The sequence below is a fragment of the Bacteroidota bacterium genome (genome assembly GCA_016718825.1).
Taxonomy (GTDB): Bacteria; Bacteroidota; Bacteroidia; order J057; family JADKCL01; genus JADKCL01.
Map to the genome: position 1 here is coordinate 160,545 of JADKCL010000004.1, position 14,847 is coordinate 175,391.

7 protein-coding genes are annotated in these 14,847 nt (G+C 50.7%); 3 read left to right on the forward strand and 4 right to left on the reverse strand.

Annotation, left to right across the window (positions count from 1 at the left end; translation table 11 throughout):
- Positions 1–108: 108 nt before the first annotated feature.
- Positions 109–3,081: an insulinase family protein gene (locus IPN95_05895; protein ID MBK9448935.1), complete on the reverse strand. Its 2,973-nt coding sequence runs from the start codon at positions 3,079–3,081 to the stop codon at positions 109–111.
- Positions 3,082–3,220: 139 nt separating this feature from the next.
- Between IPN95_05895 and IPN95_05900 the strand changes: the two genes are divergently transcribed.
- Together IPN95_05900 and IPN95_05905 are read left to right on the forward strand one after the other, a co-directional pair.
- Positions 3,221–3,706 carry a GAF domain-containing protein gene (locus IPN95_05900; protein ID MBK9448936.1) on the forward strand — a complete coding sequence of 162 codons (486 nt, stop codon included), beginning with the start codon at positions 3,221–3,223 and terminating at the stop codon, positions 3,704–3,706.
- Positions 3,707–3,873: 167 nt separating this feature from the next.
- Positions 3,874–5,031: an ATP-binding protein gene (locus IPN95_05905; GenBank protein ID MBK9448937.1), complete on the forward strand. Its 1,158-nt coding sequence runs from the start codon at positions 3,874–3,876 to the stop codon at positions 5,029–5,031.
- 120 nt (positions 5,032–5,151) lie between these two features.
- Here IPN95_05905 and IPN95_05910 read toward each other — a convergent pair whose 3' ends face one another.
- Positions 5,152–9,477, reverse strand: a complete 4,326-nt coding sequence (locus IPN95_05910) for a gliding motility-associated C-terminal domain-containing protein (protein ID MBK9448938.1) — start codon at positions 9,475–9,477, stop codon at positions 5,152–5,154.
- Between the two features lie 202 nt (positions 9,478–9,679).
- Between IPN95_05910 and IPN95_05915 the strand changes: the two genes are divergently transcribed.
- Positions 9,680–11,212 carry a GH3 auxin-responsive promoter family protein gene (locus tag IPN95_05915; protein MBK9448939.1) on the forward strand — a complete coding sequence of 511 codons (1,533 nt, stop codon included), beginning with the start codon at positions 9,680–9,682 and terminating at the stop codon, positions 11,210–11,212.
- A gap of 102 nt (positions 11,213–11,314) precedes the next feature.
- On the opposite strand, the gene IPN95_05920 is transcribed toward IPN95_05915, so the two are convergent.
- Both IPN95_05920 and IPN95_05925 read right to left on the reverse strand, forming a co-directional pair.
- A complete protein-coding gene (locus IPN95_05920) occupies positions 11,315–12,442 on the reverse strand; it encodes a hypothetical protein (GenBank protein ID MBK9448940.1) in 1,128 nt (375 codons plus the stop codon).
- A 672-nt stretch (positions 12,443–13,114) separates the two neighbouring features.
- A complete protein-coding gene (locus IPN95_05925) occupies positions 13,115–14,764 on the reverse strand; it encodes a hypothetical protein (protein MBK9448941.1) in 1,650 nt (549 codons plus the stop codon).
- Positions 14,765–14,847 lie beyond the last annotated feature (83 nt).

Consider the following 14,847-nt stretch of genomic DNA (forward strand, 5'->3'; position numbering starts at 1 on the left):
CGCTTTTTGGGTTCGTCCCGAGGTCGGGACGGATCCAAAAAGGAACGCAGCACTGGGCCAAGAAGACAAGCATAATGAAGGAACTGATAGAAATTTAATTCCCTTATCTCAATACCCAAACAAGTCCAACAAGCTCAATTCCACCACTTCGCCATATTGCGAAAGTGCCTTCATATCGATCTTGTCTTTGCTGCCGAGTACCAACAAATTGAATTGCTTGCCAGCGACATACTGCTTGTGAAAAGCCTGCACGTCGGCAAATGTCAGTTTTTCGAGTGCTTCGTAGATTTCCTGACGCTGATCGGTGCTCACCGCATGGCGCAGGGCCGTTTCGTAGTTAAACAGGATGCCCGTGCGAATAATCCGCTCAGTATCAATCTTATTTTTGATCGATGCCTTCGAATTCTCAAAGAGATTTTCCGATTTGGGGATCTCATTCAGCAACTCAAACATGCCGACGATGGCGTCGTTGAGTTTGTCGGCCTGGGTGCCAACATAAGCCTGCACAAAAAACGGCTCCTTGATTTTGGCAGGTGTCACAAAGCTGCTGAAGGTCGAATAGGCAAGTGCCTTGGATTCGCGAATTGTCTGAAAAACAATGCTGGACATGTTTCCACCGTAGTATTCATTGAACATACGGATGTTTTTGTACATCGTAGGATCGTAGTCCACTGAGCGTGACAGCCAGAGAATCTCGGCCTGCACCATGTCGTAATTCACAAAATACACCTTGGTTTTGGTGGTCTGTGTATGCTGATAGGGATTTTCCCTTGGTACTGCTGTCAACTGCGCCGGCGTGATATGCAGGCGGTTCAGCGTAGTGGCAACCTCGGCAGCCGCTGCAGGGCCGTAGTAAAGCACTTTGTGCTGATAATCCGTAATCGTTTTGATCTTGTCGACCAAAGCCTGAGCCTTGATGGATCTCAACTGATCTTCTTGCAAGATATCGTTGAATGGGTTTTTGGCGCCATACATGCCATAGCTTTGCATACCCCTCCAAAGAATCGCACCCTTGTTGAGCTTCAAATCGTTGCGTGACTTCACGGTACGGTCGATCAGGCTCGCCAAGGCAGCATCGTCAGGCTTCGCATTCTTCAGCAGATGCTCAAACAGCTCGACACTTGCATCAAAATTTTTGGCCAATCCGCTGACGTACACATAAATCTGGTCATCGCCCGAACTCACATCAAAGGTGGTTCCGAGCTCATAAAACTTCTTGGAAATGTCGTCAGCCGAATATTTATCCGTTCCGAGGAAGGGAAGATACTCGATGGCAAATGCAAGTTGCTTGTCTTGATTCTTCCCGAAATCCAGCAAATAATAGAGGGAAAACAGCGAATTCTCGTCGTTTTTGACATAATGCATCGTCACGCCTGACTTGAGCGAAGACTTTTCAATGTCTTTGTTGTAGTCGAGGAAACGTGGCGCGATCGCGGGAGCTTCCATGGCAACGAGTCCTTTGAGGAATTCGCTTTGTGCCTCGCGGTTTACTTCCACAGGCGTGATTTGTGGCTTCACGACCTTTTGGACATTGGCACGCTCCCCGGTCCTTTTGTACACCACGACATAGTTGTCGTTGTAGTATTGCTTGGCGACGCGGATAATGTCATCCTTGGTCAGTTTGCGCATTTTGGCAACCTTCTGAATATAGTCGGCCCATTCTTGATTGGTGATAAAAGCCTCGATATAGCCACCTGTGCGGCCGCGATTGCTTTCAAATTGGCGCATTTGCTGGATTTCCATGTCATTCACGACGGCAGCAAGTGCAGATTCGTCAAATTCGCCCTTTTTGATCTTGATCAATTGCCCGATCAGCAGTTCCTCCAATGCCTCCAGGGTTTGCCCCTCCTTGGGGGAACCGCCCAACATGTACACGCCATAGTCCTTGTTGATCATCGTATAGCCGTAGGCGTCCAATACCTTCTGCTGCTTGACCAAATTCAAGTCGATCAAGCCCGCCGTCGAATTGCTCAGCAGATAGTCAATCATCTCGATGGCAGGCATGTCTGCATGTGCGACGCCCGGCACGCGGAAACCGATGTTGACAAATTCGGCTTCTGGACCAAACACCTCCAAACGCTGAATCCCGGTCAATGGCTCCTCGACGGGGCCATTGTAAGGAATGACCGGCTTGGTCTGAAATCCTCCAAAATTCTGATCGATCAACCGGATCACTTGGTCTGGATCAAAGTCTCCTGAAAGACACAATGCCATGTTATTGGGGACGTAATAGTTCTTGAAATACTCCTTGATCTTGATGATCGAAGGGTTTTTCAGGTGCTCAACGGTACCGATGGTGGTTTGCTGACCGTAATTGTGGGATGGGAATACCGTTTCCATCAGCTTTGCATAGACTGCGCGGCGGTCATTGTCGAGCGAAATGTTCTTCTCCTCGTAAACTGCTTCCAATTCGGTATGAAAAAGGCGCAAAACAGGATTGCGAAAGCGTTCGCCTTCGATCTTGAGCCACTTTCCAATCATATTGCTCGGAATATCATTGATATAAACGGTGCGTTCGACAGAGGTATAGGCATTGGTGCCTTTGGCGCCGATGGAAGAAAGCATCTTGTCATATTCGCTGGCGATGGCATACTTGGCAGCTTCACCGGAAACCTTGTCGATTTGCGCATAAATCTGCTTGCGTTTTGCCTCGTCGGTCGTGGCGCGGTATTGCTCGTAAAGCTTCTCGATTTGGTCCAACAACGGCTTTTCCTTGGCATAGTCCAATGAACCGTAGCGATCCGTACCCTTAAACAACAGGTGCTCCAGATAGTGGGCCAAGCCTGTGCAATCCTTGGGATCGTTGTTGCTACCGGTACGGACAGCGATGTTTGTCTGGATGCGTGGCTCGCTTTTATTGACCGTCAGGTACACGGTCAGGCCGTTTTTCAGGTTATAAATTCGCGTATTCAGCGGATCACCTACGACCGAAAACCATGTGTATTTGCCGTCCTCGGAAGTGTAGGTCACGGTATTGTACAACGCCGCCTGTTTGATCTTTTCCTTTTGGGCTTGGAGCGTTCCCAAGCCGAATGTAAACAGTAAAGCCAGCAACAGGGCTGGTTTCAACAATTGCTTCATATTTTCGTTTCTTTTTTGCTTCAAACTTTCAGAATGCAAACCATGTGCATATTTGCAAAGAAAATGCCGAAAACAGTTGTCCCGGCAAAGACGAATCCCAAAGTTAAGTACAGTTTCGAAATCAACGTATTACAATTCGATGGCTGAATCCATTTCCTTGTTGTCAGAGGCCACCCGCGCCGAACAGTACCGCAGTCTTTTACCGCAAATTGCTGCACTCATCGAGGACGAGCCCGATCTGATCGCCAACCTTGCGAATGTGGCTGCCGTGCTGAAAGAGGCGTTTGGCTTCTTTTGGGTAGGCTTTTACCTGATGAAAGACGGCGAATTGGTTTTGGGTCCGTTCCAAGGGCCACTTGCTTGCACGCGTATCGCGCTCGGGCGGGGCGTATGCGGCGCAGCTGCCCAACAACGCGAGACCTTGGTCGTTCCCGACGTCGAATTGTTTCCCGGACACATTGCATGCAGCAGCCTCAGCAGGTCAGAAATTGTCGTGCCGATGATTGCCAACGACCAAATTTTGGGCGTTCTCGACGTGGATTCAGAGCACCTCGCGCACTTCGACGGGGTGGATGCGGAATGGCTAGCCAAGATTGTCAACACAGTGGTGGACAGACATTGGTAAAAACGGAGGCTGAACCATCACAAAGCAATTCCACAAAGGCACCCATTCGCCCAAAATCCACTCTTTTTCGCCCTTGAAACCCGAAATCCTGCTATATTTACAGGCTTGATTTTGCTGGCTGCGGCGAATCCAAGTTGGTACGGAGAGATTAACGGAATTGATTTCAAATGGGAACGAAGGCCCACTTTAGGGTGGATACCAAACTGGCTGCATTGTTGGGCGAAAATTATCGCTCGACCGAATATGCATTGAAGGAACTGATCGACAATGCTTGGGATGCGGATGCGGAAAATGTCTGGATTTACCTTCCCGCGCCGCTCACCGCCGACCCGATCATCATCATCGACGATGGACTGGGCATGACCGAGCGGGAATTGACCGAAGGCTACCTCAAAATCGCATCTGACCGGCGCACACGCAAGGGCGAGCGCACACTTCGATTCAACCGACGCGTCAAGGGACGCAAGGGAATTGGCAAATTTGCAGGGCTTGTCTCCGCAAATGTCATGGAGATCAGTACCCGATCCAACGGCAAAAAAACCAAAATCAGCATTGTCAAGGCCGATTTGCTGAGCTCTGACAAGGATTTGGAGAAAATTGATCTCCCGATGAGTTCGGAGGCTTGCCCCGACGATCAGCATGGCACAGCCATCAAGCTTACCGACCTCAACCAGAATCTCAGCTTTCCAGACCCCAATGTCTTGAAGCAAATTCTCTTCCTGGAATACGGCCGACAAGCCAATTTCCGGATCTTCGTCAACGAGGAAGCGCTTGACATTGAGGATCTCCCCGGAGAAACCATCATCGAGGAAAGCGACCTCAACGAATTGGGAGTCGTGAAAATGAAGTTCACGATCACGGACAAACGTTCGCCCAAACAAAGCGGCATCGCCGTGCGTGTCAATGGCAAAATCGTGGGCAAACCCCATCATTTCGGGCTCGAGAACTCCGACGAGATTCCGACAAAATTGCTGTCCAGAGTCTATGGAGAGGTAGAAACCGACGGACTCGAAGATGCTGTCACTGCGGACTGGGGCGCCATCATTGAAAACTCAAAGGCTTGGCAGAAGCTCGAAGCATTTGTGCGTTTCCGACTTCTGAAGGCGCTCAAGGCGAAACATAAAGCCGAAATCGGCATCGCGCAAGCGCGCTGGAAACTCTTGATCAACCGGGAGCTGGACAAACTTCCGCCCCATAAGCGCCCGTTTGCCGCAACGGCACTCGACAAAGTGCTCAAAAAATTCTACGACCAAAAGGAGGAGCATGTGCGGTCGATCATCGCAATGGTTTTCGATTTGCTCAAAGATGCCAATATTCGGGCATAGGAAATGCTTCAAAAGATCAAGTCAACCTTGCTTGGTCCCCAATTGTGCTTCAGTTTGGCATTGAAGGAAAGCCAAAGCCTCTTTAAAATGGTGCCAAGGATGTGTATGCCTCTGAAAGTCCTACCTGAGTAGCGTAACTGTTCCGGCGCGTTTTACTTTTTCACTGAGATAACCTCTGGCCTCAATCACATAAGTGTAGACTCCCTCCTGCACTCCCTTGTCGTGGAGTGAACCATCCCATTGAAAATCAGGATCAAAGGACTCGTAGATCATCATCCCCCATCGGTCAAACAACATGACGTGGAACTCCTTTACACCGATCCATTTGACGAAGAAAAAATCGTTGAGGCCGTCGCCGTTGGGGGTAAATGCATTCGGAATATAAATCGTAAAGTCGGCGCCGACAATCACCCGTTGCACAGCCGAATCACGGCATCCGGTTGCAGAAGTCACGATCAACAATACATCAAAACGGCCTGTATCCTGATATTCATGGGAAGGACTGAAGGATGTGCTTCCATTGCCGTCCCCAAAATCCCAAAGCCAAGAACTCCCTAATTGGCTTTGATTAAAGAAAGTAGTCGAAAACGGAAGTATTCCTGAATCCGGATCGGCAAAAAAATCGGCAATCGGCAGCATTGTGTCTACAGTCATGACCAAGCTGTCGGGCAAACTGGGGCAACCGTCAACAAACGTAGTAAGCGTATAAAGCGTTGTTTGGGAGGGAAATACATCGATTCTAACGGTCGACTCTCCCGTACTCCAAAGTAAAATATCCCCTCCTGATCCGAGCAGGACGGTACGTTCTCCACGGCAAAGGAGCGGCGGGCCAGTGATCTGCGCTACAGGTGTGGGTGTTACGGGCACGTTCACGGTGTCCCAATCACGGCAGCCGTTGGCGCCAAATACGGTGACAATCAGGTCGGTGGTCTGCGTGAGCACCGCAACCGGGTTTTGCAATTGTGGATCATTGAACACGATCGCTGGCGACCAGGCATAGGAATTGCCTCCCGAAGCGAATACTTGGATGGATGAATCTTCACAGATCACCGTCCCACCCCAAGCCTGTGCCACAGGCGCAGGCATCACATCAATCGAAAGCGTATCTTGATCGCGACAGCCGTAGATGTCTGTACCTGTCACGATGTACGTGATGTCGCTGCTCGGGTAAGTGAGCGGCGAGCCACTGTTGGGGTTGCTCAAGGCAGTTGGCGGCGACCAAGAATAGGTCGCTGCACCCGTGGCAGTCAGTTGTACGGTATCGTTTTCGCACATCACAAAATCTGGACCCACATCAATCACCGGCAGTGGATGAACGGTCACCCGGAGGCTGTCGGTATGCGAGCAGCCAAATGCGTCGGTGACGGTCAGCGTATAGGTCGTGTTTACCGTCGGGCTCGCAACCGGATTGGCAATATTGGTGGCAGAAAGTCCCGTTGGCGGTTGCCAGAGATAGGTTCCGCCACCGGAACCGTTCAACGGAATGCCATCTCCAATACAAAGATCAATATCAGGTCCGGGTTGGGCCAAAACCGTGCTGACTTGTACGGTGACAGTATCCGTGTCTGTGCAGCCATTCAAGGCCGTGACAGTCAAGGTGTAATTGGTGGTCTGGGTTGGAAACGCAAACGGATTGGGTATGGCATTGTTGCTCAAGGTGGTGGGATTGCTCCAATTGTAGAATCCGCCGCCGCTTGCGCCGAGCTGCACGCTGTCACCCGGGCAAATAAACCCTCCTGTACCCGCATTCGCAGTGGGCAAAGGCAATATGCTGATCGTCACTTGCCCCGTATCGGCGCAGCCGCCCGGGTTGGTCGTAATCACAGTATAGGTCTGACTTGCAGCAGGATTGGCAAATGTCGTTCCTGTGGTGGTACTGCTGAGCCCGATCGGCGGGCTCCATTGAAAAAATTGACCGCCTGCTGCCTGCAATGTGATTCCCTGCCCTTCGCAAAAGCTAGTGTCCGGCGTAAGCGTCAAAACCGGATAAGGATAAACATTGATGGTGCGGTAACTGGTATCGAGCTCATTGCAGCTATTGGGATCGGCCACAATCAGCATGACATTGTAGGTGCCTGGAAATTGAAAGGTATGACTGGCATTGAATGTAGCGGCGGTATTGGCTCCACCGGAGGATGGGTCATCAAAATTCCAGAAAAAGGAAACGCCACCCGTACTTTGATTCTGGAATTGCACGGTATGTGGCGCACAGCCACCCAATGCAGGAACCGGCTGAAAATCAGCCACAATTCCTTCCAATTCCAGATCCATTTTGAAACATGCAAGGTTACAGCCGCCCTGACCGGCATTGTTATTCGGGGAATAGGCCCCCGGCGTCGTCGGGAAATCGGAATTGTTCCAGCAACCGGCGCAGACTGCCTGATAAACTTCGGCATGTTTGCTGAACCGACTCGTGCCGCCGTCCACGTGCTCGTTGCTCAAGGAGCCGCCCATAAACGTAGCGAAGTTCAAGGCAACCGCATCATTTTGCAGGACGATCAAATACAAATCACTGCCGTCGGTCGATTGTTGAATGGCATTCGGAGTGGTCGGAAGTCCAAGGGTATTTCCCATGAAATTCGTTGCACCGCCCCAACCTGAGACATACACGTATTCGCAGACATCCACCAAAAATGCCGTCGGTGAAATGCTTACACCATTCCCGTTTCCAAACACGGTGGAATAATGGATGATTGAGAGATCAGGATCAAGCTTTTGAATAAACTGCCCTGTGGTGCCGGCGCTCCAAACACCCGGGGTTCGCAAAAAGTTGCCATCCGTCTGACCGACAATATACACGTCGCCATCCTGATCGATTTCGACAAAATAACATTGATCATACTGCGGTGTCCCGATATAGGTGCTCGAGACGAGGCCGGTTCCTTGCGGATTGAGATGCGTGAGAAATCCGTCGATGCCGCCTGGTTTGGCTGGAGAAACCGTGGCCGGTGTCGTTGGAAAATTCGAGCTTGCGGTGCCGCCGGTCACGTACACTCCCTGATTGGCATCGAGTTTCAGTGAATAGGCAGCATCATCTCCATTTCCGCCCAAGTGCGTGCTCCAAAGCAATTGCGTCAATCCGGGATTCATTTTGAAAACCACGCCGTCCTGAACGCTGGATATTTGCGGACGGAATGCCCCCGGTGTGGTTGGAAAATTTCCTGATCGGGTACACGAGGCAATGTAAACATTGCCAAATTGGTCAGAAACGATTTCCCCACGGGCGTCGTCCCCGTAATTGTGCTTGATACTGTTTTGTGTGTAGCTGTTGTCAATATTGAAGGCATCCAAGCCGTCACCGCCGACGTAAGTACTTGCCATCAAGGACGTTCCACCAGGATTGAGCTTGGACACGTAGATATCCGTAGCCCCATTCAATGTGGCATCGTATCGGCCTTGTGTCGTCGGAAAGTCATTGGACCGCGTCATGCCAAAGACAAACAAGTTACCAAACACGTCGACGACCATGCTATGAGGCTGATCAGGGTTGCTGCCACCCAAGTAGGTCGAGTACAGCATCGCACCGGTGGCGCTGAATTTGGTAATGGAGACGTCAAATCCGCCCCGGAAATTGGTTTGGTAGGCCCCCAACGACACAGGATATCCCTGCGCGTAGGCAATGCCACCCGCATAGAGATTTCCGCTCGCATCATACGTCGCTGAAAAGCCGAAATTGTTAGCGGTGGAGCCTGTAAACGTCGAAAATACCAAGGTCGGATCAATGACCAACTCCGATTTGCCATCGTATCCTTCTGGAAAAAAGAAGCTGAGTTCATTTCCTGTCAAGCTGAAGGAACAAGGCAGCGGCTGATCTTTTTGAAAGGCGATGGGCCGTTCCTCGCGGATCTCGTTGATCGAAGTGACCATTTTCAACTGACCCTTTTCGATTCCAAGCGCATCCAGACCCTCATAGGCCAGTTTGATTCTACCCGCATCAGCGTTGGGATGCACGACAAAATCATACTTCAAGCCAAGCCCGTGGGCATAGATCACAAAATCAACTCCTGGATAGAGGTTTTTGTACCGCACTTGCTGGAACATCGGCACCTCTGAGGCCCACTTTTCAGGGACGTTCCCATGGTAATAGTTGTGGTATTCAGGGACTTTTTGTTCGCCGAGAATAAGATCTGGAGATTGCGCGCCGGCAAACTTTACCGCGAAGGCATGGCAATCAATCGTGGAATCGACAGGTTTGCCGGGAGGGTTGTGAAACATTTGGTCGTGGAGGTTGCTCACATCGCAAAAAGCGTAGGTGAGCCTGTCCTTTTCCAAAAAGACCCTTCCCATCGGAATGTCAGCAACAAAAAGCACCTGCGGCTCCCATTGCCCTTTATTTTCGATAAAGCGAATCGCTGAGGAGTCTGAATGACCTGAAGCGGCCACCCAATTCCCGATCAAGAACAAGGCTGCAAAAACAAAAAGGAGTCGTCGCGTGTGTTGCTGCATACCATCACCCCAATGAATGGGTCGAAAGCACTAAATTTACTAAGTCAAGACGTTGCCCACAAGTCGCCCAACGTCATTCTGATCGAATTGTTGCATTGACGGTCAGAATGAGTGCATCAACTGTCGCATTCCTTGAAAAAAGCTGTATTTTTGATCGGGTAGCCTTGCAACCAAGGCAAGATTTGATGGAGAAAAACAAAACATGATTCCACTTTCAGATGCGATCAAGAAACGGGTCGCGATGGCCGAAGCGATGCGAAAACTTCGAAAAAGTCCGATTCTGGGACAAGACCGCACTTTTACAAAGTTGCTTGTCAAGGCAAAAGACACCGCATTCGGCAAATACTACGGATTTGAGGAAATTTTGGGCTCTGAAGATCCCCTCAGGCGGTTTCGCGATACCGTGCCACTGAGCAACTATGACACGATCCACCCTTGGTGGCAACGTGCCGAGCAAGGCGAAGCCGATATCTGTTGGCCGGGGAAAATCAAATATTTCGCCTTGAGCTCAGGTACCTCAGGTGCGCCGTCCAAGAACATCCCCGTGACCAAAGACCTGATTCGGGCGACGCAGCAGGCGAGCGTTCGGCAGTTGTTGATCTTGCGACGGTTCAAGGTGAGCCCGACGATCATCAGCAAAAAAGTCCTGACCCTTAGTGGTTCGACGACTTTGCAGTACTATGGAAATCACTACAAGGGTGACGTGAGCGGGATTCACGCGAAGCATATACCACGGGTAATCAAAACCTTACAGAAGCCTGGCCGACGCATTTCCAATGCCACAAGCTGGGAAAGCAGGCTGCGTTTGATGGTTCAAAATGCGCCGAAATGGGACATCGGCGTCGTTGCCGGGGTTCCGGCTTGGCTCGACATCCTGATGGAACGCATCGAGGAACGTTACGGAGCGAACAGCATTCACGAGATTTGGCCCAATTTTCAGGCATTTATCCACGGGGGTGTTTCGATCGAACCTTACCGCAAAAAGCTGCAAACGCATTTCACTCGCGACGTGGCATTCGTGGAAACCTATCTCGCGTCGGAAGGATTTATCGCATTGCAAGGCCATCCGGATTCCAAGGGAATGGAATTGCTTGCCGAGCATGGCATTTTCTACGAATTTTTGCCTTTTGACGATGCCACATTTGACCAAGACGGTCAGTTGCGCGACAATCATGCACAGACCTTTACATTGTCAGAAATCGAACTTCACAAGCCTTACGCGCTCGTAATGAGTACCTGCGCAGGCGCGTGGCGCTACCTGATCGGCGATGTGGTCAGGTTTGTCAACAACGACCCTTATGAGCTGATCATCGATGGTCGCACCAAGCATTTTCTCAGCTTGGTCGGCGAGCACCTCAGCGTAGACAATATGACCCATGCCCTCGCCAACACTGCGGATCGGCTCGGTCTGAATTTTCCGGAATTTGGTGTGACCGGCATCCCCTATGAAGGCAGGTTTGGGCATCAATGGTACATAGCCTGTGACGAACCGGCGGATGCGGCCAAGGTGCAGCAAGTGCTTGACGAGGAATTGGCCAAAGTCAATGACGACTATGCTGTGGAAAGGAAACATGCATTGGCCTACATGTTTGTCAAGCTGCTTCCCAGCAGGGTTTTTATCGACTACCTTGACAAGTTGGGTAAGCTGGGCGCACAGAGCAAGTTTCCGCGGGTATTGAAGGGCAAGCAGTTGGAGAGTTGGATGGAATACCTGAATCTCCGGGGATTGGCCTGAAAGGTGGATAAAGAATAGAAACGAATGATTGGGCGAATGCCCAAACAAAAAAGGGAGGGCTGTAATGGCCCTCCCTTTTTATGATTGGTTGAGAACGCTCGCTTACAAGCAAGTATTCGAGTTGCAGCGACCAATTTCGCAACCAGAGTCGTGGCCTTGGTTGGGGTTGGTACCCGCTACGCGGAACCTTTCAATGTGTGCAGGAAGTGCACTTGTCGAGATGCAAATTTCTTGTGGATTTTCTGGGTTTCCTGGTGGAATGTGGCAAACCCAAACCTTCGTATTGTTGCCATTTCCGCAAGCTGCATCGACATAGTTCACAGTCACCTCGTTGATGCGCACAGCAGTACCGGTGGCATCCTTGATGGTAACAGAATATGTGGTGGTGGCAGTGGGGCAAACGTTGATGGATGGTGAAGTTGCACCATTTGACCACTGATAGGTCAATGCACCCGACAAACCAGTGATGTCAGCACTAATGTTGGTGCAGCTCACTACGCCAGCATAGAACGTTTCGCAAGATGCCAAGACAGGAGTCTGAACTTCCAAGCAGCGTGCTGGGGCAAAGTGCATGACCCACTGAGAGTTGGATGCAGAATTGGATGCTGTATTGTTCCACTTTGCGTTGCGGCCCCAGAGGGTTGTTGCAGAACCTGGGATGGTTGCACCAAAGAGGTTGAGCTTTACAGCGCCAACACGAAGTGCCAAATCAAATTCGCCAGTTGGAAGATCTGCAACTGCGAGGCGAAGCTGCCACTTATTGGCGACGGGATTCACGATCAAGTTGCTCCAGTCGTTGGTTACGACAGGAATGCCATTTTGATCAAACGTAAAGCTATTGGTTACGCCAAACTCCCAGTTGTTGAAGTTACAAAACCATCCTGGTGCCATCCAGAAATTGCAGTCAATGAAGTTTTCGTTGTTCAGATAACCTTCGTTCATCACCAAACCACCCCATTTCAGCTGTTGTGTAGGGCTACATGCGACGGGCACGCCACCATAACCAAAACATTTGTCAACGACTGGGCTGCCGTTGTCCTCACGCCACAACCAAAGTGTATCTGACGATTGGCAAAGGGTATCGAGCATCGGATGCGGATCACCCAGAGCTCCCGCAAGATTGGGGTTGCCATTCTTATTTTCCTGAGGTACGACATTGTCAGACTGACATCCGACAAGCACAAGACCTGCCATTGCGACCGCTGCGACTGATTGAATAAAACGTTTCATCTTCTCTTGAAATTAGTGATTGATAATAACTGTTGACCTAAAAATGTGTAAGAATAGTGACCTACTCTTGTTGATGATTCAAAGATAGGCAAGACGAAATATCCATGCAAGTTTATTTCATGTTTTTGCGCATTTTTTTTTCATTCACCACGAGAAAAGAAACAACAATGCTCAAATTTCGCCAAAATGGCCCATTTCAAGCAAATTTAGCCTCTTGGATTTTTTTAACACACCCGACTGCCCATGTATGAAATTTAACAACTTACGTCCTTTATTAACTCTTTCATCTTCCGTTTGGGCTAAAAATCCTCTCTCTAAATGCAAAACTTTAATGAATCAACTGGTTCAGGGTGTAATAAATGACCAATTTTCCGTTGAATCCTGCCCCAAATCGAGGCAGACGGCGAAAAATCGCCAAATTCCACCTTTCACAGTTGAACCACCCGCCTTAACCACCAAGCCGCAAGCGCAAGCCCACCCGCAAGGCACTTTGATTCCATGCAAATGATTCGCCCCATTCCCACACCCAAGGGCCTTCCGGCAGCGCCATCGCTCCAAGGCCGGAAGCAATGACCAACTAGAACCTCTATGCAGGAAAGCCAGAGGCTAAAGACAAAAAAGGGGAGCACCAATATGGCACTCCCCCTTTTTATTCCTAGTTGAATCGCTTCCTTACAGGCAAGGATTGCTATTGCAAGCACCGATCATATCCCCTGAGTGACCGCCGCCTTGATTGCCTTGGCAACCGCCGCCATGGTGTGAGCCGTGGCCATGTGCGTTCGAACCGCTGCCGTGACCTCCGCTGCCGCTGCCTTGGCCGCTGCCGTGACCGCTACCGCTACCACCGCTGCCAGAGCCGCTATGGCCATTGTTGCAATTGCCCCCTTGGTGGTGACCATTGCAGCTGTTGGAGTGACCGCCGCATCCGTGTCCGTTGCCGCCATTGCTGCCGGAGCCAGAACCACCGTTACCGCTTCCAGAGCCGCTACCGCCCCAACCTTGGCCAGAGCCAGAGCCGGAGCCGCTGCCAGAGCCGCCGTTGCCGCCACCACCATTATTGGTTGGGCATACGCCAGTCACGTGCTGAGAGAGTTGACCGTAGGTGACGCAGAGGGTTGTTGCACCGCCAGGGTTTCCTGGGGGCACATGGCAAACTTTCACACCTTGTACCGTGTTTGTGCCACCATTGCCACCATTGCCACCGTTGCCACCATGTCCAGAACCCGATCCGCTGCCAGAGCCACTGCCCGAACCACTTCCAGATCCACCATTGCCTCCATGACCGCCGTTGCCTCCATGACCACCATTGCGGCCAGGGCCGTTGTGGTTGCCACCACCGTTTCCGCCTCCACCTTGCGTGATTGTACAAGAAACATCAATTACGTTCACAGTGAAGATCACCAAGTGCGTCGGAACACCGTCGACACTAATCACGACGGAGTAGTCAGTGGTAACCGTTGGGCTTACAGCAAGATCTTGCGTGGTGGCTCCATTGCTCCAAGCATAGGTGATCACGCCAGACTCAGGTGTCGAAGGATGCAAAACGGTAGCGTTCAAATTATTGCCAGTACAAGTGAGACCGGTGTAAACCACTTCGCAAATGCGGGTTGTGTCGATCGAAGGTGGGGGTGGTGTGCTCATGCAGCGAGCAGGACTGAAGTGCATTACCCATTGCGAATTTGATGCAGACTTGTCTCCTACCTTATTCCAGTCTGCATTGCGACCCCACAAAGTGGTTGCTGAACCGGCAACGGCTGCGCCAAAGAGATTGAGCTTCACAGCACCTACGCGCAATGCCATGTCAAATTCGCCAGCAGGAAGGGAATCGACCACCAAACGCAATTGCCATTTATTTGCAACCGGATTGACCAATCGATGACTCCAGTCCACCGTCACCACCGGAATGCCATTTTGGTCAAAGCCAAAACCGTTGGTTGGACTAAACTCCCAATCATTGAACTCACAAAACCAACCTGGAGCCATCCAGAAATTGCAATCCAGATAGTTTTCGCTAGCAAGGTAACCTTCATTTATCACCAAGCCACCCCATTTCAACGGCATAGTCGGGTTACAAGCCACTGGCACACCGCCAGCCCCGAAACACTTGTCAACGACAGAACTGCCATTATCCTCCCTAAAAAGCCAAAGGGTATCCGATGTCTGACAAAGCGTATCGAGCATCGGATGCGGATCCCCTGCGGCTCCCGCAATTGAAGGTGCGCCCGAACGCCCCTCTTGCGGAGCAACCTTGTCAGCTTGACAGCCAAAGAGCACTGTGCCAGCAATCGCCAATACAGCGAAGTTGTTGAAAAACTTTTTCATTCTCTTAAAAATTGATGATTGATAAAATGTTGACCTGATCTCCACGGAGGACTCCACCTCCGTTGATGTTGATATACCAAAGA

Bases quoted from the DNA above. Each gene is read 5' to 3' on its own strand.
- IPN95_05895 (MBK9448935.1), bottom strand. From the start codon at position 3,081: ATGAAGCAATTGTTGAAACCAGCCCTGTTGCTGGCTTTACTGTTTACA.
- IPN95_05900 (MBK9448936.1), top strand. From the start codon at position 3,221: ATGGCTGAATCCATTTCCTTGTTGTCAGAGGCCACCCGCGCCGAACAG.
- IPN95_05905 (MBK9448937.1), top strand. From the start codon at position 3,874: ATGGGAACGAAGGCCCACTTTAGGGTGGATACCAAACTGGCTGCATTG.
- IPN95_05910 (MBK9448938.1), bottom strand. From the start codon at position 9,477: ATGCAGCAACACACGCGACGACTCCTTTTTGTTTTTGCAGCCTTGTTC.
- IPN95_05915 (MBK9448939.1), top strand. From the start codon at position 9,680: ATGATTCCACTTTCAGATGCGATCAAGAAACGGGTCGCGATGGCCGAA.
- IPN95_05920 (MBK9448940.1), bottom strand. From the start codon at position 12,442: ATGAAACGTTTTATTCAATCAGTCGCAGCGGTCGCAATGGCAGGTCTT.
- IPN95_05925 (MBK9448941.1), bottom strand. From the start codon at position 14,764: ATGAAAAAGTTTTTCAACAACTTCGCTGTATTGGCGATTGCTGGCACA.